This window comes from Pseudomonas sp. Marseille-QA0892 (assembly GCF_054950135.1).
The window spans coordinates 2,056,874-2,079,626 of sequence record NZ_CM143104.1; the positions used below are offsets into that span (position 1 = coordinate 2,056,874).

Sequence of the window (22,753 nt, forward strand, 5' to 3'; positions counted from 1 at the left end):
GGAAAGCAACGGGGACTAGCTTAGTTGCCGTAACGCTCATGAGCGGCCCGGTTCCTGCGCCGTGATTGCCTGATTCTCCAAATCGGCTCCCAAGCCACGCGTACCGTCAGGCTCAGCATCGGAATGCTCACTCCTGCACCGTGATTGCCTATTTCTACGAGGCATGGAATATGGTCTTCGGGCGGGAGTAGCATCGGCATTCCCCAACCATAGGGCGACTCACATGCGGCCTTCGCAGCTCAATGCGCTCTCGCGATTGATCGACACCTTTTCAGGCGGCAAAGACGGCCTTCATGCCACAGCGATCTCTGGAGTCCATTGCCTGCGATTCTCGAAGACCAATGCACGTATGCCGACCGTCTACGCGCCCAGCCTGTGCGTCGTGGCTCAGGGGCGCAAAAGCGTGTATCTGGAAGCTGAGACCTACGCCTACCGACCGGCTCAATACCTTGCCGTATCAGTGGATCTCGCCGTGATCGGCGAAGTGACCGAAGCCAGCCGGGAACGCCCGTACCTCTGCCTGCAGATCGAGCTGGATGCAATGGAACTGGCTGAGCTTTACCTGCAAACCGACTGCCAAAGCGACCGGACCGCAGCCACCCAGCGTGGCATTTTCCTTGGTGAAATGGACGAGGTGTTGAGTGATGCCGTCGTCCGCCTTGCCAAGTTGCTGGAAACGCCTCAAGACATTGCCCTGCTCGCCCCAATGATCAAGCGCGAGATCTACTATCGTCTCCTCCGGGGCCCCAACGGCAATGCCATCGTTCAGCTCGCTCAGGCGGGCAGCCAGATGCAGCGCATCGCGACGGCTATCCAGAAGCTCAAGACCGACTACGACAAACCGTTCGTTGTCGAATCGCTGGCCAGCGAAGTCGGGATGAGTCCGTCGTCCTTCCATGCTCATTTCAAGGCGGTGACTGCGATGAGCCCGCTGCAGTACCAGAAGCGTATTCGCCTGCTTGAAGCGAGGCGCATCATGCTCGCTGAAAAGCGCGATGCGTTGAGCACCGCTTACCGGGTTGGCTATGAAAGCGCATCGCAGTTCAGCCGTGAATATGCGCGGCTGTTTGGCCTGCCTCCGGGGCGGGACATACAACGACTGATGGCCGAATCAATCGGTACGGGTGTCGATCAAACACCGCTCTATTCGGTGGGCCTGACGGCGACTGCGCAACGAAGTGCCCGTTGATCCACCGCTCATTTGCCACACGAACGAGGGCGGCCCGGCTCTATCCCGGCCCGGGCAAGCGTGTAACAAGCTGTAACCGGCAGGCAACTCCGCTGAACTTCCAGCCAAGCGGGGTGATCCCCTTAAAGCACACCATGCGGGCTGATGAGCCGGTGCCTTCGCATCGCGCCATATCACGACCGCCTTGCGACGAGGATCTGCCGTGACCGCTTCAACGCATCATCCCTACCGAACCACGCCGAGCCCTGTGCACGCTACGCTCTTGGCCGGCACCGTCCCACTATTTCTGGGCGCCCTACTCAGCGATATCGCCTACTCCCGGACATACCATATCCAGTGGAGCAACTTCGCTTCCTGGCTCATTGCCGGTGCATTGGTGTTCTGCGGTCTTGCGCTCATCTTTGCGGTGGTCAACCTGATCCGAGCACACTCTAAGTCCGGGCGCCCGCTCATTTATTTCCTCCTGTTGTTCGCAACCTGGGTGGTGGGCTTCGTCAACGCCCTTGAGCATGCCAAGGATGCCTGGGCAATCATGCCCATGGGGCTCATTTTGTCTGCCCTGGTGACCGTACTGGCCTGCGTCACGACGTGGGTCGGGCTCACCAACCTGCGTAACGGGGGTGAAGCATGAAGACTGCTTCCGCCCTCACAAGCATTGCTCTTGCCCTTCTACTCGCTGGCTGTGGCAGCAGTGAAGATGGCGATATTTCGCACCAGACTGGCGCAAATCCCGAGCTCCCGAATCCCGAGCGCGGCCTGCTACCGAGCATGACGATTGCCGAGCCGACGCCCTGGAACGACGATGTACCCACCGTACCTGAGGGCTACACCGTCAGGGCGATCGCAACCGACCTGAACATCCCTCGACAAATGCTCGTCCTGCCGAATGGCGACATCCTGATTGCCGAAGGCCGCGGCGGCAACGCCCCCAAACTCAAACCCAAGGATGTCATCGCAGGCGTCATCAAGGCCCGAGGGGTTACGGACGTCGAAAGCGGAAATCGGCTGACCCTGCTACGCGATACGAAAGGCGACGGCAGCTATTCGGAACGCGTGGTGTTCGCAGAAGACCTGAACGCGCCCTATGGGCTGGCTCTCGCCAACGGCTACATCTACGTTGCGAATCAGGACGCGCTGGTCCGCTTCCCCTATCAGGAAGGCCAGACCCAGGCAGAAGGCGAGCCGGAGAAGGTCACGGATCTCCCCTCTGCCATCAACCACCACTGGACCAAGGCGCTCACAGTCAGCCCAGATGGGCGCTTCTTGTACGTCGGTATCGGCTCGAACAGCAACATCACCGAGCGGGGTATGGAAGCGGAGGTTGATCGCGCGCTGGTCTGGCAGATCGACGCTGAGACCGGAGCTCACAAGCCTTATGCAACCGGGCTCCGTAACCCTACGGCGTTGGCGATCAAGCCTGGCTCAGACGAACTCTGGGCTGTGGTGAACGAGCGGGACGAGATCGGTGGCGACCTGGTACCGGACTACCTTACCTCCGTACGCGAAGGCGGGTTCTACGGCTGGCCTTACAGCTACTGGGGCAAGCACGTCGATGAACGCGTCAAGCCACAGAAGCCGGAGCTGGTTGAGACAGCACTGGAGCCGGACTACAGCCTCGGCTCGCACGTTGCAGCGCTCGGCCTCGCCTTCGCGGATGGTTCGATGGGCGAAGCCTATGCCGAAGGCGTATTCATCGGTGAGCACGGTAGCTGGAACCGTAAGAACCCGGTGGGCTATAAGGTGATATTCGTACCCTTCAAGGATGGCCGCCCGTACGGCAAGCCAATCGACTTCGTCACCGGCTTCCGAACTGAAGACGGCAAGACACGCGGTCGTCCTGTCGGCGTTGCGGTCGACCCACGTGGCGCGATCATCGTAGCGGATGACCTTTCCAATACGGTCTGGCGCGTATCCCGCGATCAGTAACATGGCGTCCGAAAGCCCTGGCGTGCCCTGACCGGCACACCAGGGCTTTTTTATTTGCACGTTCAAGTAGACGGCCGAGACGCTGCCTTTTTCCGCCAAACGCATCCTGGCTATCGGCGAAACTCGACTACAGTCAACTAAGGAGCTGCACTCGCCCGTGCGATTCTGAGAGACAGCGCTCAACTGCGGGCGCGCATCGCTCATAGAATGCCGGGCGGCGCGGGCGGTCACCTATGCGCCGGTAGGTTTCCACGGACAGACTGGGCCGATCGAATGCATTATTGGAACCAGACTCGCTACAACGGATTAAACGAGATTGCCCGCGCACTTGACCAAAAGGGCGAGTACGGTGATCTCGCGCGCTATTGCCGCCTGCGCGAACAAGGTATGCGGAGCGAGGCGTTGGCTGCGCTGCGTTCCTTCCTACACGGCGCCCGCCAGTTGCCACGCAGCGATCAACGCACAGTGGCATGCGAAATAGCGGAGCTTCATCACCACAATCAGCCCGTTTATCAACTGCTTTGCCAGCCACTGACACACTATCTCACCGAGGTACTACAGAAGTGGTGCGCTGAGCGGCCCCAAAGCGCAGCGCCGTATCGATGGCTCGCAGCGGTCCGCAATGAACCTGGCTTGTATCAGGACGCCTTGGCAATCGACCCAAACGACAGCATCGCGCTGAATGGTCTTATCGGCGCCCACCTCCAAGCGCTGGACTATGCAACGCATCACCTGAGCGAATCATGCCTCATCGGCTCCGAGTCCGACGCCTACGCTCACCTCTCCCGTTCTGCTGAACTGGCCATGCGGTTGCCCATCAGCGAGACCAAGACCCGTCATATCGAGGATATCGCCTTCTACCGTCGCCTTCTGCGCGCGTGGGACCGATACCGTCGCGAGCGTTCCTCGCTGACCTTTCCTGACTGGACGGTGCGGCACGGCTATGATTTCAGTCTCGGTGCGGTGTTCTACTACAGCTGAGATCGCCTGCCCAAGACGCGCTGCACCCAGCTATACCGTCCGCAATCCGTGATACACATGACCAGATTTTTCGTACCCTCGGCTACACGATCATTCTGTCCGCAACCAGCCTGTCCGGTTGCACGAGCCCGCCGCCTCTTTCGTCTCCCTTTACGTATTCCGTCCGGAATGTCGCGGCCGAAATCACGCCCATGCGCAGCGACTTTCGAAGCGCTGCAGAGGTGGAGACCATCCTGCGCGAGGAGTTGACGTCTGCGCTTTCTGCACACGGCATGACGCCAAAGCCCAATGCGAAACCCAGTTTGATGATGGATGTGGACGTGCGCTACGTAGTGCCGTGCAGGACGATACGGCCACAGGCATCGCGCTTGGCCGCGCGTACCTCGTCAACATCACGGCCAGCTAGGACGTGAGATTGACCAGCAGCTTCGGCACGACCCTAGGGTTCACGACGCGGGACCATCGCCTACTGCTTCCCAAGCGCGTATTGGATCAGCAAGCGTTTCTTTCAATGGTCACCCGCCCGAAGACAGATCCGTTCGAACCTCTTTATTTGAAGATGCTGGCAAACCAAATCGTCGATAGGATCCGCGCTGACAAGGCATGCGTGCCGGACAGCGTATCGCCCCGGTCCGGTCAGTAGTTCGAAGACGGCGCCACTTGGGCCCGGCAGCTCGCCACATCAGTGCCCGCCTCGACTATCATGGCCCGGTGTAGTGTCCGCTCGGTCAGCGCGATGCTTCAGTTTGAATCCCCGTCCATCCGCATCACTGGTCGGCAAGGCCCTCAACATGATTTCCTGGTTCTATCTCTTCGACCTCTTTGGGGTCGCAGTTTTTGCTATTTCCGGCGCACTCGTCGCGGGGCGGAAGTCCATGGACCTGTTCGGCGTGATCGTCGTTGCTATTGTGACAGCGCTCGGGGGCGGCACGCTTCGCGACCTCATACTGGGCCGGCACCCGGTCAGCTGGATCGCCGACGACAGGTACATCATCGTCGCTGTGCTTGCGGCGTTGGGTACGGTCGGCTGGGTGCGGCTCACCCGACCTATCCCGGAACGCATGCTTTTGATCGCCGACGCCTTTGGCCTGGCGGTGTTCACGGTTATCGGCACCGAAGCCGCGTTGCAACAACAGACACCCATTAGCACGGCCATCATCATGGGTGTCATGACAGGGGTTGCTGGCGGTGTATTGCGGGACATCATCTGCAATGACATCCCGCTGATCTTTCATCGGGAGATTTACGCGACCGCCTGTATGGCTGGGTCCGCCTGCTATCTACTGATGAGCCACGCGCAGGTCTCACCGCTGTTCATCACACCCGTATCCATGGTGATCGTGCTAGCGATACGGCTGGCTGCTATCCGCTGGCATCTGTCGCTGCCCAGAACCAAATTGCTGGAACGCGAGCCGTGAACCGCAGTCAGTGACGTATCGATTTCAGACAGGTTCCCCAGATGCTCCGCGCCATCCACCACGCCGCCATCATTTGTTCCGATTACGTCGCGTCCAAGCGCTTCTATACCGAGGTCCTTGGCTTGGAAATCGTCGCGGAGCATTACCGGGAGGCCAGGCAATCGTACAAGCTGGATCTTGCGTTACCGGATGGCAGCCAAATTGAGCTGTTTTCCTTTCCGGCCGCCCCTTCCCGTCCATCACGGCCTGAAGCGCAAGGTCTGCGGCATCTGGCATTCAGCGTGTCCGATGTCGAGGCGTGCAAGGCCGAACTGGAAGCCAAAGGAATCGAAGTCGAGCCTGTACGCGTTGACCCGTATACGGGGCGGCGCTATACCTTTTTTGCAGACCCGGACGACTTGCCGCTGGAGCTGTACGAGGCGGAATCCGGCACCTGACCTGTAGCTGTCGTTTCAGGTAACAAATCGAGGCTCAACGTCCCGAGCCTTGCGCAGTAACGTGAAGGCCCACTTTTCGAGGAAAGGATGGTCATGACGCGTTCAACCCTGCAACTGGCTGGCGGAATCGTGCTTGGATTGGCGACCCTCACCGCATCGGCCGCGACCGAGTCGCTCAACCCGGATCAATGGCCGTTCAAGGCCACACCGCGCGCCACCCTTTCGGAACCATGGGCGATGACGTTTCTCCCGGATGGAACGGCCTTGGTCACTGAGAAGCGCGGCGCACTCAAGCACGTCAATGTGAAGACCGGACAACTTCACGACATTACAGGCGTACCGAAGGTAGCGTATGGCGGCCAGGGCGGGCTGGGTGATGTCATCCTTCATCCCGACTATGCCAACAACCAGACAATTTATCTGAGCTTCGCCGAGCAAGGCGAAGGCGATACCCGGGGTGCGGCTGTTGCGCGCGCGAAACTCACGTTGAAATCAGATGGCGGCGGCGCACTTTCCGATGTCCAGACCATATGGCGGCAGACTCCGAAAGTGACCGGCTCCGGCCATTACGGACATCGCCTCGCCTTTGGCCCAGACGGCAAGCTCTGGATCTCATCTGGCGAGCGACAAAAGTTCTCGCCTGCGCAAGACATGAGCGGCAACCTCGGCAAGATCCTCCGCCTGAATGACGACGGCAGCGTGCCCACCGACAACCCGTTCGCTGATCAGGGCGGTGTCGCCGCGCAGGTGTGGTCGCTCGGCCACCGCAACCCGCTCGGAATCGCCTTCGATTCACAGGGTCGTCTTTGGGAGCAGGAGATGGGGCCACGCGGCGGTGATGAGCTTAACCTGATCGAGCGCGGCGGCAATTACGGCTACCCGGAAGTGTCCGACGGTGACCATTACGATGGCAGGCCGATTCCCGATCACGCCACACGGCCCGAATTCATTGCGCCGAAGGTTGCATGGAACCCAGCCATCTCCCCGGCCGGTCTGATGATCTACAACGGTGATCGTTTCCCCGACTGGAAAGGCAATGCGTTTCTCGGCGGTTTGAGCCAGGAAGGTCTGGTGCGGGTCACCCTCAATGGCGAAGACGCGAAGGAAGTCGCGCGCTACGCGATGAATACACGTATACGCGAGGTCGAGGAAGGACCCGGCGGCAGCATCTGGCTTCTGGAGGATGGCTCGAAGGGTCGTCTGCTGGAGCTGGAGCCCAAATAACGGGGCACAAGACGACGGGGATGCCCGAGAGCGTCCCCATTTGCTTCACAAGGCGGGCCAGCAGACCCATGCATCCAACCACATACCTGGAGGGTTGAATGAAGACCACGCTCACGTTCGACGTCACCATAGATGCACCGCGCGCGCATGTCTGGGCCGTTATGCTCGCCCCCGACACCTATTCGCAGTGGACGGCTCCCTTCTCCGAAGGCTCATACTACGAAGGCTCATGGGAACAAGGCGACCCCATTCGCTTCCTCTCGCCCGATGGGAACGGCGCTTTTGGGGTGGTGAAAGGCCATCAACTGCACGAACTGATTTCGATCGAACATCAGGGCGTTATCCGTGACGGAAAGGAAGATCGCGAGAGCCCAGCGGTCAAGGCATGGGCCCCTGCCTATGAAGACTACCGTCTAATGGATGAAGGCGAAGGCACCGCGCTTCAGGTCAATGTGGACGTCATGCCCGATTGTGAGGACGCCATGGCGGATGCATTCCCGAAAGCGCTGCTGATTCTGAAGCAGCTCTGCGAGCAAACTCGGCAGCCTTGACGTATTCTGCCGGCCACGGGTGACGAGGGCCCGATTTGCATCTGTTCGAACCGGAAACGCCGCGCTTGCGCCTGCGCCAATGGCGCGCAGCGGATTATCCATCACTCGCTGAGCTCAACGCCGACCGCGAAGTGATGCGGTATTTTCCGCGCCGGCTGACCAAGGTCGAAAGCGACGCCATGGCCGATCGGTGCGCCACGTTGATTGGCGAGAAGGGTTGGGGTTTCTGGGCAGTCGAGACGAAAGCGGACGGCGGATTCATCGGGTTCGTAGGGCTGCACGAACCCACCGTGACGTTGCCCTTTTCACCTTGCGTCGAGATCGGGTGGCGGCTGCATCGCCGCAGCTGGGGCCAGGGGTACGCGACGGAAGCCGCACAGGCCGCCCTTCGCGTGGGGTTCGATGCGCTTGCCGTGGCCGAAATCGTCTCCTTCACCGCACTGAATAACCGCCGATCACGCGCGGTCATGGAACGTCTGGGCATGGTCGAGGATAGCCTGACGTTCAGTCACCCATCGGTACCAGACGACAGCCCGCTCAGGGTGCATTGCCTCTATCGGCTGAGCCGGGAACGGTGGGAATCCCTCCAAGCGCCCGATGCACTAGGGTAGTGATTGAGCGCTACCGCTAGCGCCGAAATGCATGGGGTGACTCCGCGCCGTAAAGGCGCGAGACGTCGAAGTTGTCATTTCCCAGCACGCGTCCCACCAGGATCAGCGCGGTCCGGCGAATGCCCTTCCCCGCCATGCGAGACGCGATATCCGCCAGCGTACCGCGGATGATTTCCTCATCTGGCCAGCTCGCACGGAATACCACGGCGACGGGGCAGTCGGAACCATAATGCGGCGTAAGCTGCTCAACAATGGCCACCAGGTGCCGGATGCCCAAGTGGATCGCCATTGTCGCGCGGTGCCGGGCGAGATCGGCCAGCGCCTCACCCTCTGGCATCGGTGACGAGCTGCCATAACGGGTGAGGATCACGGTCTGCGAGACACCCGGCAGCGTCAACTCGCAGTCAAGCAAGGCGGCAGACGCCGCCGTCGCGGTTACGCCCGGGATAATTTCGAATGGGATACCTGCGGCCCGCAGGTGCCGAATCTGCTCACCGATTGCCCCATACAGCGACGGATCGCCGGAGTGCACGCGAGCTACATCCAGGCCCTTGGCGTGGGCATCCACCAGTTCTGCGAGGATGGCATCAAGATCCAGTTCGGCGGAATTGATGACGCGCGACGCCGTGTGCCCCTCAAGCACCGCCTCTGGCACCAATGATCCTGCGTACACAATGACCGGGCACGTTCGAATCAGCCGCTGCCCTTTCACCGTAATGAGCTCCGCGTCGCCAGGGCCCGCGCCTATGAAGTACACCGTCATGCCTGTTCTCCCAGCTGTGCCAGTGCAAGCGTCGCATTGGCACTCTTCCTTTTTGTCGCCACCAGCATTGAAGGCCCAGCGCCCATGGCATCCGCCGCGGCCAATGCGCTTGCTTCAGCCACGCTGGGTACGCCGACCCACTGAACTGCGGCTGTGGTCGCGGAAATTCGGTCCGCAACCTTGCGAATCGCCGTGTCGGGCAACCAGATGACACTGCAGCCCAGCCGTTCGGCTAACCGCAGGATTGCCTCCTCGCCCTGTTTGTGCTCGATGCTTGCCACTGCACGGATGGGTGCCTGTTCGAGGCCCAAAACTGTGACTGTCTCAGTGAGCAGAGCCGCTAGTTCGTCGATGCCACATCCGTGGCGACATCCAATGCCGACTACCAGCACAGGTGGGCAACAACGCTTGGCTTGGGTCATCTCTATAGGCCGTGACGTAAGGGGCGCGAGGACACCATGAGCGCTGCCGTACGTCAACCACAAGAGCCGTTTGACCCTCAGCCACAGGCTGCGTAGCCTTGCGCCGCACCCACCTTGCCGCCGGAGGCTCGCCTTGAAACATATCCTGATCATCGGAATTGGCGCCGGCGACCCGGACCACCTGACGTTCCAGGCGGTGAAGGCGATGAACCGGGCAGACGTCTTCTTTCTCATGGACAAGGGGCCGTCGAAAAGCACCCTGATCGACCATCGTCGCCGTCTTTGCGAGCAGGTCATCACTGGCGATGCCTATCGGTTCGTCGAGGGCGATTGTCCCGAGCGTATCCGCCACGTGCCTGACTACAACGGCAGCGTCAAAGACCTGAATAACGACAAGCGTGACGTGTTCGAGTGGATGATCGGAGAACAGATGCACGACGGCGAATGCGGTGCGTTCCTCGTCTGGGGCGATCCGGCGCTTTACGACAGCACGATTCGAATCGTCGAGGCCATCGCCAAGCAAGGCCAGATCGCGATCGAATACGAGGTCATTCCTGGCATTACCAGCCTACAGGCCCTGGCCGCGCGGCATCGAATCTGCTTCAACAGCATAGGGGCCGGCTTCCAGGTCATGCCGGCTCGCCGGCTCGCAGAGCAGGGTTTCCCGGATACGCTCGACAGCGTTCTGGTGATGCTCGACGCGCAGGATACGTACATGCGCTTCGTTGAGCAGGATCTGGAGATCTACTGGGGCGCGTATGTGGGCAGCCCGGACGAAGCGTTGCTCGCTGGACCGATCGCCGACATTGCGCCTCGGATCAAGACGCTACGCGCCGAGCTTCGCGACCGGCACGGCTGGATCATGGACAGCTACCTACTACGGCGTATCAGCTGATCCTCCAGCCAGGGCCTTCCCGGATCATTCGTCGTTGCCACGCCCGGGGTACCATCGCGGGCTGTACACCCACTCTCGCCCATTGCCCTGGAATCGACGCGTCTGGCTAGACCCCACGATGACCATGGTCCGCATGTCGACCTGATCTGGGGTAAGTTCGCCGAGCCTCATTAACTTCAGCGACTCGGCCGGTCGACCAATATCGCGCCCAAGTACGACTTGCGTGTCAGGACCACGGCGCTCACGAATCACCTCAAGCGCCCGCCCAAGTTGGTGCGGCCGGGATTTCGAGATCGGGTTGTAGAAGGCCATGGCAAGGTCAGCAGCGGTCGCATGCCGAAGCCGCTCCTCAATCACGCTCCACGGCTTGAGATTGTCCGAGAGCGAGATAAGGCAAAAATCATGGCCGAGCGGCGCGCCCGCGCGAGATGCCGCTGCCATGGCAGCAGTGATCCCGGGCAGGATCTCGAGCTGAACGCCGTGCCACCGCGTATCCGTCGAGCCTTCGAGGGCTTCGAGTACTGCAGCAGCCATGGCAAACACACCGGGATCGCCGGACGAAACCATGACCACCCGACGCCCTAGCGCGGCCAGGTCGAAGGCATGTGCCGCCCGTTGCAGTTCCTCGCGGTTATCGCTGGCATGCAGTTGCTGATCCGACCGGAACGGGCCAGCCATCTTCACGTAGGTTTCGTAGCCAAGCACGTCCTGCGCTTCGTCGAGCGCCCGACGCACGGCCGGAGCCATCCATTCACGTGCCCCTGGCCCCAGGCCAACCACCTGCAGGCGGCCACGCATGCGACCGATCTGTGTCGCTGCTTGGGGGGAATCCACCATATGCAGGCTCAGTGCGCCGTCCTGTGCTATTGCTTTGGGTAGCGAGTCGGACGGATCGATAAATCGGACGGGTACACCGAACGCATCACCCAGCGCCTCTGCCCTCGCATGTGTGGCGGGCGCTGACCGTACGAGTACAGCCGCGAGAGCCGCCGGCGCCAGCGAGCAACGCTCCAATGCGTCGCGTATTTGCTCAGCGGAGATGCTCGCGTCCGGTTCGATACTCGCCAGCACCACCCGTGGGTGAATGGTTAAGGTGCCCTCGTTTGCGTTCAGGTAAGGCGAGACGACAACGCGACGGTCAGCAGAGTCCGCCAGCGGCAGCTGCGCGTCGCATAACCATGGCGCATCGCCTTCGATCGCGACAGTCGCACCGGCCAATAGGTCACTGACGAGGCGTTTGCCCTTGCTGACATCCACCGTGTAACCCTCAGGCGGATTCAACAGACACGTTCCGAATCGCAGCTCGCCGCTGGTGGTAATCGCGGGCGAAACCGCGAGCGCGTCGGCCAATGCACGGGCAAGCTCGTTTACGCCAGACAACCCGCCGAGCAGCGGCACGACGGCGGAGCCGTCTTCCGCGACAGCCAATACCGGCGGCTCAGCATTCTTCTCGAGCAGCAGAGGCGCGAGCGTGCGGATCACGATCCCCGCTGCGCACAAGGCGATGATCGGCGAGCCCGCGCGATACCGAGCACGTATCGCATCGCCAAACTGCGAGTAGTAGGCATCGGCGTCGGTCACCCGGCCGGCGAGGCCGTGAAGGGTGCTTTCTGGCAGGCACGCTTGAAGCTGCCGTGCAATTGGCAACGCGCTATTACCCAATACGAATATCGAGGCGGGAGTCGTCATGGAAATCAGCTCGGTTGGGATGCGCAGACCGGAATCGGCATCAGGCCGACCATTTCACTCCGGGTACGACGATCATCGAAAAATAGGGTGAGGACATTGGGTCCACATCGTCGAGCGGTACGATTCGCTGCGCGGCCATCGTGGCACGCTCCACGTAATGCGCCCGATCCGCGAGCCCCAGGTTCCGCAACACGCGCCGCACCTTATCGAAGTTGCGCCCCAGCTTCATGACCACGGCCGCATCCGCCTGCTGCAGACGCTCGGCAAGCTCATCTTCGGAAAGAACGCCGGACAGCACCGACAGGCTCTGATTGCGGTAGACCAGCGGAGTGCCAAGCACGGCGACCGAGCCCAGCATGGAACAGACACCTGGCACCACTTCCGCCTCATAGCGCGGCGCTAGACGGTCATGCAGATACATGTAGGAGCCGTAGAAGAACGGATCACCCTCGCAAATAACGGCTACGTCCTGGCCAGCATCCAGGTACTCGGCGATCTGTACCGCACAGGTGTCGTAGAAGTCGCTGATGACGCCTTCGTAGGTCAGCGGCGGTTCCAGCTTTTCGGTTGTGACCGGATACACCAGTGGCAGGCGCATCTGGTCAGGCGTCAGGTGCGCCTCGATGATGCCGAACGCATTACCGCCCTGCCCTTTGCTCGCCTTGGCCCGAGCGACGAAATGACCGACAACCGGGGCCGAGCGAAGCAGGCGCAGTGCCTTGAGCGTAATCAGCTCAGGGTCGCCCGGGCCGACGCCCAGGCCAAGCAAACGTCCCTTGGCCATCATTCGCGCTCCGTGGCCAACGCATTAAGCGCAGCGGCGGACATGGCGCTGCCGCCACGACGGCCACGCACGGTTACGAAGGGAACGCCGCGGCTGTCGGTAGCGAGCAGATCCTTGGATTCTGCTGCGCCAATGAAGCCTACGGGCATGCCGATGATGAGCGCCGGCTTCGGCGCGCCAGCATCGAGCATCTCCAGCAGGTAGAACAGTGCGGTCGGCGCATTGCCGATCACCACGACACTGCCGTCGAGATGGGGCAGCCAGTAATCCAGCGCGACGGCGGAGCGTGTATTGCCCTTTTCCAGCGCCAGTGCTGGTACATCAGGTTCGTTGAGCGTGCAAACAACACGGTTATTTGCGGGCAACCGGGCGCGGGTGACGCCTTCGGCAACCATCCGGGCATCGCACAGGACTGCCGCTCCCGAAGCGAGCGCACGACGCCCCGCCTCGCCGGCACCGGGTGAAAACCGGAGATCCTGTACCACATCGACCATGCCGCATGCATGTATGACGCGAACGGCCAACTTCTCGAGATCAGGCGGAATGGCGCTCAGGTCCGCTTCAGCGCGGATTGTGGCGAATGACTGACGGTAGATTTCCTGGCCGTCGCGGATGTACTCAATCATCGAAAGTCTCGTGGTGATTCATGCACAACCAGTGCGCCGCGGCCCCAATGTCCAGCCCGCTGGCGCGTAGCTGACCGAGGCCGTCCACAGACGGGTCGTGCTGGAAAAGGTCGTATTGGCCGCCGGGCTGGGCGAGCAGCGTATAGGGCTGGCTGCACGCGGACGCGCAGGTCCGCGGGCAGCCGCTGAGGTGGACCGAGGGATGCATGGAATACTGCGAAAGCCGTCTTGCCAGTTGCAGCGCATCCGCCTTGGTATCGGCATGGGCCTTGGCGCACCCAACGCTACCGCTGCAAGCGACGAGGTGTGCGAGCGGCGCATCGGCTGCGGTCACCAACCCAAGCGCTTCCAGTGCCTGCTGGACCTTCGGGGCGTCCTGCTCGTCGATATCGGGCAGCAGCACGCCCTGCCACGGCGTCAGATGCAGCCAGCCACTGCCGTAGATTCCGGCGACATCTGCTAGCGCATCCAGCTGGTCGGCATCAAGCCGTCCAAGGGGCGCCTGAGCCGTGACCATCCGCAGCGTCCCGTCGCGTTGCGGGTAAATTCCCGGTGCCTTCTGAACGGACGAGGACTGAACGTCGTTAGCGCCACACGGCGTCACCGATGCGTCGGCACGGACGGCGGCCAGGAACGCTGGAGCGGTCGGTGACGCCATGAGGTGACGCATACGCGGCTGGTCCTCCGTCGCCGTCGCGACGAAACAGCGAAGGATGTGCGCCACCGTGTCCACCGCAGCAGAAGATGCGACTTCACCTATGGCGCCCTCCCCAACCGCACCAGCAAGCCCTATCTGTAAACGCTGCCCGCCAGGCAATGCACTCAGCCAAATGTCGTGCTCATGGGCTCGGACGGCCATGCCTTCGCCGCCGTCTACCTGAATGGCAAACTTCGCGGGAAGACCTCGGAAAGCCGGATATTCCTGCAGAAGCAGCAACAGTGCTTCGGCCAGGGCCGTGACATCCAGCGACGCGTAAGGATCGCGACCCGCCGAAGGACTTACGAGTACGTTTCGTACATCATCGGCATCGGGATGGCGGGGCCCTAGGCCTGCATCTATCAACGTCGCCGCCAGTGCATCGCCTGCGTCAGCCCAAACACCGCGTATTTGAAGATTGCTGCGATTGGTGATCTCCAGCACACCGCTAGCATATCGGCGCGCGGCTCCGCTGACGGCATGCGCCTGGTCAGCGGTAATGCGCCCCAGAGCCAGCTTCACTCGGCAGATCCCGCCGTCCTTCGCAGACACGATGCGCGACAGTCCAGGGCAAGCCGAAGGGCGCCGGAGCACGGGTCGATGGGTCGAGCTGGAAGGGTTCACAGTTAGCATCCGCATGAATGACGCGGCAGCCGGACCGAGACGCCCGCTAGGGGACGTCACTGGCATCGGTACACCCCGCCCGATGTTGGCGCTCACGTACAGCGTCACCGGCAGGTCTCCTGGCTGGCAGGTCTACATCGCTTCCGGCCTTCCCGATATTCAGTGGCCTTGCTGGAGCGACTCGCTGCTTACAGTTGCGGGGGCAGCCACGGCTGAGGCATGGCCTTTCCGTGTTCCCTCTTCGGCCCTTCGTAGCGGCTCGACGCAGGCCGAAATCGCCAATCATGGGGCTGCCGTCATCGAAGCGGCCCCTATGCTGGCGTTTGCAACCTCGCGCGCTCGGCCATGTACTACGGCGGGCACCGGTGAAGGCGGTATTATGACGGCTTTGCCCACGGTCGCAACTCGCGGGGCGCCGGGCGGATTGTTTGGAGCGTGCATGGCCAGGTGGTTGACAGTAATCGGAATCGGAGAGAACGGCTATGAGGGGCTCGGCAAGCAGGCGCGACGCGCGCTTTTGACGGCCGCTCATATTATCGGCGCACCTCGCCAGCTGGAGCTTTTGCCACATTGCCTTAAAGCGTCACGCCAGCCGTGGCCCAGCCCTTTCACACTGGAGCCTGTATGGGCACGACGTGGCGAGCCAACGTGCGTGCTGGCAAGCGGCGATCCCATGCTGTTCGGCGTCGGCGCAAGCCTGGGCCGGCAGGTCGAACCGCATGAGTGGACTGTCCTTCCAGCGCCTTCGTCCTTCTCTCTGGCAGCAGCCCGTCTGGGTTGGCCGCTGCAGGATGTCGAGCTCCTTAGCGTGGTAGCCCGCCCTGCCAGCGGCGTGAACCGATATCTGCACGAAGGACGGCGGCTACTGGTGCTGTCCCAAGACGGTCAGAGTCCGGCGCAGTTGGCCGACTTGCTACGCCAGGCCGGCTTTGGCGCAAGCCGACTCTGGGTGCTTGAGCACCTTGGGGGGCCACTCGAACGCATGACCGACGGCATCGCACGGGATTGGCCCAACCATGTGCACGCCGCGCTGAATGTCGTGGCAATCGAATGCCGGTGTGAAACAGCTTTGAAGGGCTATCCGCTGACCGCTGGCCTTCCTGATGAGTCATTCGAGAACGACGGCCAGCTGACCAAGCGGGACATTCGGGCGCTCACGCTCTCGCGCCTAGCCCCGCGCCCTCAAGAACTGTTGTGGGATGTCGGTGCAGGGTGCGGTTCGATCGGCATCGAATGGATGCGAAGCCACCCGTCGTGCCGAGCCGTGGCAATCGAAGCGAATGCCACCCGCCAGGCCATGATCCTGTCGAATCGCGATACGCTCGGCGTGCCGTCCCTTTCGCTTATCGCTGGCCGCGCGCCCGAAGCGCTCGAAGGGCTCGAACCACCCGACGCGATCTTCGTCGGCGGCGGGGTTACCGTACCTGGCATGCTCGACGCCTGCTGGACAGCACTGAAGCCAGGCGGCCGCCTGGTCGCAAATGCGGTCACGCTACAGAGCGAAGCCGAACTTGTGCGCTGGCGGGAAACGCACGGTGGCGAGTTAATCCGGATGCAGCTCGCGCATGCCAAGCCACTCGGTGGTTTCGATACCTGGCGTAGCGCCCTACCCATTACGCTGCTCTGCGTTGCCAAGCCATGACGGGCCGTACCCTTTTGCTCGGTGGCGTTGCAGATGCGCTTTGGCTGGCGCGCCATCTCGGGCCGGACGACGTCTACAGCCTGGCCGGCCTTGGGCGTATACCGGAAGGCCTGCCTTGCCAGGTTCGCATAGGTGGGTTTGGCGGCGCGGACGGGCTCGCTGCGTACCTGCGCGGAGCAGAGATAGATCTTGTGATAGACGCGACACACCCCTATGCAGCCCGGATCAGCGCCAACGCAGTCCTCGCCTCTAATGTAGTCGGCATACCCTGCTGGTCACTTCGCCGGCCTGCCTGGGAGCGAGTGGATGGCGACAACTGGATCGACGTCAATGATTGGGACGGCATCATCGGTGCGCTCGAGCCTTTTGAAAGGCCGCTTTTCACAATCGGCCGCGAACCATTGGCACACCTGAACACCATCCCACCCCATCAGCACTGGACGGTCAGGTTGCTGGATCCGCAGCCGGAGGCGCACCGGGTGAGCTTCATTGCGACAAGGGGGCCCTTCCATGTCGAGGACGAAAGGGCCCTGTTCGAGAGCGCACAGTTTGATGTGGTCGTCAGCAAGAACAGCGGTGGCGAAGCGACCGCGGCGAAGCTGGCTGTCGCTCGCGAGATGAGTCTGCCCGTAATCATGGTACGGCGACCATCTATAATTTCGCCCACGCGCGCGTTCTATACGCGGGAAGCACTGCTTGAAAACCTTCCTCAACGTGTTCTTTAAGCGCAAATGCTGTCAGTGAACCCGGTTCCCTTAACCGACTTTAATTTTCAGATTAGTGATGCAGTTCACACATGGAAAATTTGAGATTTGAAGTTTGCTGGCACCAGCACATCATCCACACCACGAACCGTCCGGTTCGCTTACCGACCCTTCCTGGGTCGGTAGAAGTACCCGATTTTCAAACTGCTTGCCCTCTCGTCGCCCGGCGTCCGTAGCCCGTGCGTGAAGCTGTGCACGCCTTTCTGCCCTGCGATTTTCCGGATGCAGCTATGAAGAAGCTCAACGAATTATCCAAAATCGTTTTCGTCGTCGTACCCATGGCACTGCAACCCGTGCTGGCGTTCGTGCTGCTTGTGCTCGTTGCCCACATGGCACCTCAGGAAGCCTATGGCGCGTTGGCCCTCAGCATGGTGATGATGACGTTCCTGGTGGGCTTCGCAGACCTGGGTCTACGCGACTTTCTGCTTAGCCGCCCCGCGATCGAAGCCGGACTCTCCAAGGGTGAAAACCTCGTCTATCCATCCGTGACGGGCTTCATCACGCTGGCGTCGATCATTCTTTACTACCTGCATGTGCATGCGCCAGGCATGGCACCACACCTCTTTGTAGCGTTGCTGCCAGAAGCCCTGGCGCTTGCCGTACTGCAGCGGGCACTGTTCTTTCACTACCAGACCCAGGATCGTCTGGTGGGCTTTTCTACCGTCGATGCGTTGTTCAAATCCGCGCCCTTTCTGATCAAGATCCTGCTGTTCTGGCGCACCGGGGACCTGGTGGGCTCCGTTCTGGCCGGCTCGGTCCTGACCCTGCTGCTTTACGCAGGTTGGTTCTACAATAACTGCGTCCGCCCTGGGACCTTCTTCTCTAAGAGCGCAAGCTACAAAAGCGCGCTGACGGCCATGGCCGCACGCTGGGGCGCCTGGCTGCCTTTCACCCTATCTTTCCTGTCGTTCTTCCTGTACTTCGGGTTCGATCGGATCCTGGTGGAGGCAATCCTGGGTGCCGAGCCTCTGGCTATCTATGCCGCGGCCTGTTCTTTCATCACCATCGGGCAGATCGTCGTGCAGGGCTTCTGGTCGCTCTATATGCCGAAGATATCTCGCGGCAACATTGAAGCAACGCAAGGAAAGTTCGTGATGTTCGGCTTCGGCCTCTCGCTCGCGATGGTGATCGGCTACCAGGTCTTCGCCGGATTCTTCTTCCACCTCCTGTACCCGGAGAGCTATGCCCAGGCGGCCGACCTGCTGAGCATCATGTCGCTCTACTTCATTTTCCGACTGGTCAACGTCGTGTTCGAGATGTACTGGGTCGCGAAGAATCGCTATAGCCTGTTCGTGAAGGTGCGGATCGCCTGCGGCCTGCTCAGCATTGCACTGAACTACCTGTTCCTGGGTCATTACGGCCTGATGGCACCTGCGATCGTGCTGGTTGCCTGTGAAATGCTCATTACGCTGTTCCTGTTAGCGCATGAGTTCAAAGGCTCGCGTACTACGCTCATTGCATCGCCCTGAGGGCGATGCAATGGTCAACCCGACTGTACCGACTCAGTCGGTCAGGTTCTCGAGCTTGGCGTGACGTCGCGAATAACCGAAGTACACGGCCAGACCGATCACCAGCCAGATTCCGAACGCAACCCAGGTTTCGATCGCCAGATTGAGCATCAGGATGATGCAGATAATCATGGAAACCGGGCCCAGGATCATGGGCATTGGCACTTTGAATGCCCGCGGCAATCCCGGTTGGGTACGACGCAGGACCGGAATGGCAAGCGAGATGATGGTAAAGGCGAGCAAGGTGCCCATGTTGATCAGCTCTGCCAACGCGCTCAACGGCACCGTTGCAGCCAGCAGCGCAGACAACGTACCGAGTGTCCAGGTCGAGCCCACCGGCACCTGACGTTCGTTGATCTTTGACATCCACGCTGGCATTAGACCGTCACGCGACATGGCGAACACAACACGTGTCAGGCCATAACCCATGACCAGAATGACCGTCATCATGCCGGTCACGGCAGCCAAGCTAACCAAACCGGCCAACCAGTCGATACCCGCCCGCTGGAATACCAGCGCGATAGGGTCTTCGATACCCTTGAAATCGGCGAAAGGAACGATGCCCGTGGCAACGGTCGCAACGAGTGCGTAGAGGACGGCACAAATCAGCAACGATCCAATAAGGCCAATGGGCAAGTCGCGCTGCGGCTGGCGAACTTCTTCTGCCGCTGAAGACACGGCGTCGAAACCAAGGAAGGCGAAGAAAACCAATGCAGCTGCGCTGACGATCCCGGAAATACCGAACGGCGCATAAGGTTGCAGATTGTCGGGTTTGACGTAGAACAGCCCAACTGCGATCACCAAGAATACAACTGCAATCTTCACGGCTACCAAAACATTGTTGACGCGCTTGGATTCGCGAATGCCCATCGACAGGATTGCCGTGATGAACATCATGATCGCGAACGCCGGCAGATTGAATAGCGTCACGTCGCCATTTGCATTGGTGCCGGGTGCTGCTGTGAGCGCTACCGGAAGATGCAGACCGAAACCACCGATCAACGATTGAAAGTAGCCTGACCAGCCCACTGAAACGGCTGCGGTGGCGAGGCCGTATTCCGCGATAAGGCTCCAGCCCACAATCCAAGCAACCAGTTCACCGAGCGTCGCGTAGCTATAGGTGTAACCGGACCCGGCTACAGGAATCATCGATGCGAACTCGGCGTAGCACAACGCCGCGAGCGCGCACGCTGTCGCGGCGAGTATGAACGAGACTGCCAACGCAGGCCCCGCTTGCAGCGCAGCGACCCCGGTCAGCACGAAAATGCCCGTCCCTACCATCGCGCCCAACCCCAACATGACCAGGTCAGTCGCGCCCAAAACCTTGCGCAGTTCGGAATGCTGCGCACCCGCACCACTCATCAACTCCACTTTCTTCTTGCGGAAGAGACTCATCAATCAACCTCGAAAAACGACAACTGGACGTTCTGCCGGGTCCATGGCAGCACGCGCTACGCGAACCGATACGCGTCGCGCTTCCAACGGGTGGTTTACTTCAGGTGCGACTCGGACCGGCGCACAATACGAATGGAATGCTTGAAGGTAGGCTTGCGCGTCACGCTGACAGCGCGCCGGCTGACAGTATCGATGGTGATGTTCCAGAAACCGGTACTGGGCACCTTTATCCGCGCTGGAAAGCGGTCGAACGCACCGCCATGGTAGGTATGCCTGCCACCATTTTTGAACGAGCGGAAATTCGCATCGTTCATAAGTCGGATGTTGCAGGTCTGCGAGCATTCGATGACGACAAGGTCATCCTCGTTGAGATGCTCACGCTGGTGAATGAATTTCATGATGACTCCCGAAAAATCGCAGGGCGAACGATAGTGGCACGAGCCAGGTTAGTCGACCCATTCCTGCCTATTGGCGTGGTAAAAGACCGTGAATTGAGGCCGAGCTGCTTCGTAGCGGAGGCCGTACACCTAACAGTGCTCTTCGGTGGCCGTAGACCAGATAGGGATGATCAGCCTCGACGGGTGTCGGACTGCACCAATCTTGGACGGCCATGCAGGAGCGAGTCATTGCGTACGCATGGGATGTATCGCGTTGCTCGAAGGTCGCGAACGTAGATAGCGTATGCTTTTCTAAGGGTAGCGGGAGCGCTATCGGTTCCGAGTCAGTGGCCGTACACAAAGAGCCACTGAGCTTCCGCTCAAACCAGCCGTTTCTGCGAGCCGCAACGGCATGAGCAGACAATGGGTGGAGTCAGGCAGGGGTTGGTCACCTCAGCCAAACGCTACGGCGCCACCTTCGGATAGGCTCCCCCCGAGTAACGAGAGGCTGTGCATTGCATAACGAACAGCGTAGCAAGGCTCCCGCCCGTGGCGACCGTTGAAAACGCAGCCCATGAACCGCCAGGCACCTGGGAAGGGCTCAATGACCTTTCGGCCAAAAAGCGCTTGGACATAGGATCATCAACGCGGAACGCGTGGCTCTGTTAATCCTGCTACGAGCCCTCGCGCTCGATTGCCTTGAGGTGGAAACGGTCGCGTGCGCTCTGGCCGAATTGCTAAACCGTAGGACACGACGTCAAGCACCGTACCCGCGCGTTGCCTTTTTGAATAGCCGTGCCCTAGCTCGCTATTGCGACAAGCGGTCACGTGACAATGCCTACCAAGACCTAACGAGCTGGCACCGTCAACAACATACTTTTCGCGTTGTGCCCGCAGCGCCGGCTCGTGAAGCTAGCCCGATGTGGGACCGGCATGCCCTTCACATTGTTTTTCGGAGGTGGAGCGCAGGCATTCGCTTAACCCTTGGTGGCTTTATGCTACCCGCTGAGGTTCCGATTTAGAACAACTCGATTGCTGCGCCCTCGACGGGGAGCTTTCCGCTCCGACCGGTTTCCTCAAGATGCCCGCGTAGCTGACCATAGGTCACGTAACGGGCCAAGTGCTCCTGCATCCGCTCCTCCAAATCGGGTAGCGCGTCGGTCCCGGCAAATGCCGGTTGGAGGAGCGCTTGGCTATAAGCGTCCATGACTTCGCTCAGCGTATCGAGTGTCTCAGCGCTCTGAGTCAGTCTCTGCCGCAGGGAGTCTTGGAACTGCAGGCTGCCTAGAACGCCCAGTACGTCTTGGTTGATCCGATCGCTTAGGCTCATGGCGTTACCGACCATGCCATTCAGGCATTCCGAAGCTGTTCCTAAATGAGCGACCATGGTATTGAGCTGTTCACCTACCTGATCCAAACCGCTCTTCGATAGGAAGTCGTCCTGCCGATCCTGTGCTGCGGCCGACTCGGTTTCGAACCGCCCTGCCAGCGCCTGGACAGTATTGGCGATTGAATCCGCAGCTTCTGCCGTGCGTGAGGATAGGTTCCGGACCTCAGAGGCTACAACCGCAAAACCGCGCCCCGACTCCCCCGCCCTGGCTGCCTCTATGGCCGCGTTCAAGGCAAGCAGGTTTGTCTGCTTCGCGATGTCGCCAATAAGTGCAATGAGCGGTGCGGTTGCTTTTACCTCTTCATACAACGTGTTCATCCGCCGGATATCCGCTGACAGGCTTTCCCGACGCTCTTTCTCGAAGCTGGCAAGCGTGGCGAGCATCAGTGCATTGCGTTTGGCCTGGGCGTCGGCCTCGGTGGATAGAAGCATTGCACAGCGGGCTTCGGTCTCGATCGCATCGCAAAGCTGACGCGTTGTTCCGTGGATGCTGTTCAGTCGCTCTATGGCTGACATCACCTGCCGCTCGGTGTCATCGGTAACATCAGCCAAGTTTCGCTGGAGAACGCGGGCGAAGGCCGGCACAGCTCCTGTGGCGGTGGCTGTGCGATCTAGAAGCCCATCGGCGATCGCAGGCGTGGTTTGCGGGCCAGCAGCGACAGTGTTGTCCTTCGAGAACCGCAGCGCTGCGGCGAGCGGTAGGCTGACAGCCGCCGCCACCGCAACTGCGCCAAGCGTTGGCATTGTGCTTAGCCAGCCAGCCCAGGCAGGCGCACTGATGCCGAGCCCTGCAACTGCAATGGGGAGACCCGCGGTCGAGAACGCTATGAAGTTCATGAC

At 60.7% G+C, this 22,753-nt stretch carries 22 protein-coding genes and 1 riboswitch; of the genes, 13 read left to right on the forward strand and 9 right to left on the reverse strand.

The annotated features are described in order from the left end of the window. The first annotated feature begins 223 nt into the window (after positions 1 to 223). The 9 genes from ACY8D3_RS09535 (at position 224) to ACY8D3_RS09575 (ending at position 8,337) form a co-directional block, all read left to right on the forward strand. Positions 224 to 1,189, forward strand: coding sequence for an AraC family transcriptional regulator (locus ACY8D3_RS09535; RefSeq protein ID WP_462383686.1), 966 nt, complete (start codon positions 224 to 226; stop codon positions 1,187 to 1,189). Between the two features lie 202 nt (positions 1,190 to 1,391). After that, positions 1,392 to 1,820 carry a DUF2231 domain-containing protein gene (locus ACY8D3_RS09540; protein WP_462383688.1) on the forward strand — a complete coding sequence of 143 codons (429 nt, stop codon included), beginning with the start codon at positions 1,392 to 1,394 and terminating at the stop codon, positions 1,818 to 1,820. Continuing rightward, positions 1,817 to 3,115, forward strand: a complete 1,299-nt coding sequence (locus ACY8D3_RS09545; protein ID WP_462383690.1) for a PQQ-dependent sugar dehydrogenase — start codon at positions 1,817 to 1,819, stop codon at positions 3,113 to 3,115. Before ACY8D3_RS09540 ends, ACY8D3_RS09545 begins: the two co-directional genes overlap by 4 nt. Positions 3,116 to 3,388: 273 nt before the next feature. Continuing rightward, positions 3,389 to 4,096, forward strand: a complete 708-nt coding sequence (locus tag ACY8D3_RS09550; RefSeq protein ID WP_462383692.1) for a hypothetical protein — start codon at positions 3,389 to 3,391, stop codon at positions 4,094 to 4,096. Positions 4,097 to 4,887: 791 nt separating this feature from the next. Next, the gene (locus ACY8D3_RS09555; protein WP_462384323.1) at positions 4,888 to 5,514 is read left to right on the forward strand and encodes a trimeric intracellular cation channel family protein; all 627 of its coding nucleotides are present in this window, start codon (positions 4,888 to 4,890) and stop codon (positions 5,512 to 5,514) included. A 41-nt stretch (positions 5,515 to 5,555) separates the two neighbouring features. Then, a complete protein-coding gene (gene gloA2 / locus ACY8D3_RS09560; protein ID WP_462383694.1) occupies positions 5,556 to 5,951 on the forward strand; it encodes an SMU1112c/YaeR family gloxylase I-like metalloprotein in 396 nt (131 codons plus the stop codon). 93 nt (positions 5,952 to 6,044) lie between these two features. Beyond that, entirely contained in the window at positions 6,045 to 7,175 is a 1,131-nt protein-coding gene (locus tag ACY8D3_RS09565; RefSeq protein WP_462383696.1) for a PQQ-dependent sugar dehydrogenase, read from the forward strand. Positions 7,176 to 7,273: 98 nt separating this feature from the next. Continuing rightward, entirely contained in the window at positions 7,274 to 7,726 is a 453-nt protein-coding gene (locus ACY8D3_RS09570) for an SRPBCC family protein (RefSeq protein WP_462383698.1), read from the forward strand. Positions 7,727 to 7,761: 35 nt separating this feature from the next. Further along, complete coding sequence (locus ACY8D3_RS09575) at positions 7,762 to 8,337, forward strand: GNAT family N-acetyltransferase (RefSeq protein ID WP_462383700.1); 576 nt, start codon at positions 7,762 to 7,764, stop codon at positions 8,335 to 8,337. 16 nt (positions 8,338 to 8,353) lie between these two features. On the opposite strand, the gene cobM is transcribed toward ACY8D3_RS09575, so the two are convergent. Together cobM and ACY8D3_RS09585 are read right to left on the reverse strand one after the other, a co-directional pair. Then, positions 8,354 to 9,100 (reverse strand): precorrin-4 C(11)-methyltransferase, encoded by a 747-nt coding sequence (gene cobM / locus ACY8D3_RS09580; protein WP_462383702.1) that lies wholly within the window; start codon positions 9,098 to 9,100, stop codon positions 8,354 to 8,356. Next, a complete protein-coding gene (locus ACY8D3_RS09585; RefSeq protein ID WP_462383704.1) occupies positions 9,097 to 9,522 on the reverse strand; it encodes a cobalamin biosynthesis protein in 426 nt (141 codons plus the stop codon). Before ACY8D3_RS09585 ends, cobM begins: the two co-directional genes overlap by 4 nt. Before the next feature lie 133 nt (positions 9,523 to 9,655). Here ACY8D3_RS09585 and cobF point away from each other — a divergent pair, with 133 nt between their 5' ends. Continuing rightward, positions 9,656 to 10,417, forward strand: a complete 762-nt coding sequence (gene cobF / locus ACY8D3_RS09590; protein WP_462383706.1) for a precorrin-6A synthase (deacetylating) — start codon at positions 9,656 to 9,658, stop codon at positions 10,415 to 10,417. Positions 10,418 to 10,441: 24 nt separating this feature from the next. Here the strand turns inward: cobF and cobJ are convergent, their stop codons facing one another. From cobJ to cobG, 4 genes are read right to left on the reverse strand one after another with little or no spacing between them, the layout of a single operon-like run. Next, complete coding sequence (gene cobJ, locus ACY8D3_RS09595; protein ID WP_462383708.1) at positions 10,442 to 12,106, reverse strand: precorrin-3B C(17)-methyltransferase; 1,665 nt, start codon at positions 12,104 to 12,106, stop codon at positions 10,442 to 10,444. Between the two features lie 40 nt (positions 12,107 to 12,146). Beyond that, positions 12,147 to 12,890: a precorrin-2 C(20)-methyltransferase gene (locus ACY8D3_RS09600; protein ID WP_462383710.1), complete on the reverse strand. Its 744-nt coding sequence runs from the start codon at positions 12,888 to 12,890 to the stop codon at positions 12,147 to 12,149. After that, a complete protein-coding gene (locus tag ACY8D3_RS09605) occupies positions 12,890 to 13,516 on the reverse strand; it encodes a precorrin-8X methylmutase (protein ID WP_462383711.1) in 627 nt (208 codons plus the stop codon). Before ACY8D3_RS09605 ends, ACY8D3_RS09600 begins: the two co-directional genes overlap by 1 nt. Then, positions 13,509 to 14,852 carry a precorrin-3B synthase gene (cobG, locus tag ACY8D3_RS09610; RefSeq protein ID WP_462384325.1) on the reverse strand — a complete coding sequence of 448 codons (1,344 nt, stop codon included), beginning with the start codon at positions 14,850 to 14,852 and terminating at the stop codon, positions 13,509 to 13,511. Before cobG ends, ACY8D3_RS09605 begins: the two co-directional genes overlap by 8 nt. Positions 14,853 to 14,929: 77 nt before the next feature. Then, a riboswitch (cobalamin riboswitch) is annotated at positions 14,930 to 15,126 on the reverse strand. Between the two features lie 150 nt (positions 15,127 to 15,276). On the opposite strand from cobG, the gene cbiE reads away from it, so the two are divergent. The 3 genes from cbiE to ACY8D3_RS09625 all read left to right on the forward strand — a co-directional run bounded on the left by cbiE (position 15,277) and on the right by ACY8D3_RS09625 (position 18,712). Next, positions 15,277 to 16,479, forward strand: a complete 1,203-nt coding sequence (cbiE, locus tag ACY8D3_RS09615) for a precorrin-6y C5,15-methyltransferase (decarboxylating) subunit CbiE (RefSeq protein WP_462383713.1) — start codon at positions 15,277 to 15,279, stop codon at positions 16,477 to 16,479. Further along, a complete protein-coding gene (locus ACY8D3_RS09620) occupies positions 16,476 to 17,204 on the forward strand; it encodes a cobalt-precorrin-6A reductase (RefSeq protein ID WP_462383714.1) in 729 nt (242 codons plus the stop codon). The genes cbiE and ACY8D3_RS09620 overlap by 4 nt, the downstream gene beginning before the upstream one ends. Positions 17,205 to 17,473: 269 nt before the next feature. Further along, on the forward strand, positions 17,474 to 18,712 hold the full coding sequence (locus ACY8D3_RS09625; RefSeq protein ID WP_462383716.1) for an oligosaccharide flippase family protein: 1,239 nt from the start codon (positions 17,474 to 17,476) through the stop codon (positions 18,710 to 18,712). 33 nt (positions 18,713 to 18,745) lie between these two features. Here the strand turns inward: ACY8D3_RS09625 and ACY8D3_RS09630 are convergent, their stop codons facing one another. The 3 genes from ACY8D3_RS09630 to ACY8D3_RS09640 all read right to left on the reverse strand — a co-directional run bounded on the left by ACY8D3_RS09630 (position 18,746) and on the right by ACY8D3_RS09640 (position 22,750). Then, positions 18,746 to 20,146, reverse strand: a complete 1,401-nt coding sequence (locus ACY8D3_RS09630; RefSeq protein ID WP_462383717.1) for an amino acid permease — start codon at positions 20,144 to 20,146, stop codon at positions 18,746 to 18,748. A gap of 95 nt (positions 20,147 to 20,241) precedes the next feature. Continuing rightward, the gene (locus ACY8D3_RS09635; RefSeq protein WP_462383719.1) at positions 20,242 to 20,544 is read right to left on the reverse strand and encodes a DUF1883 domain-containing protein; all 303 of its coding nucleotides are present in this window, start codon (positions 20,542 to 20,544) and stop codon (positions 20,242 to 20,244) included. Positions 20,545 to 21,541: 997 nt separating this feature from the next. Beyond that, positions 21,542 to 22,750: a methyl-accepting chemotaxis protein gene (locus tag ACY8D3_RS09640; RefSeq protein WP_462383721.1), complete on the reverse strand. Its 1,209-nt coding sequence runs from the start codon at positions 22,748 to 22,750 to the stop codon at positions 21,542 to 21,544. Between the last annotated feature and the right edge of the window lie 3 nt (positions 22,751 to 22,753).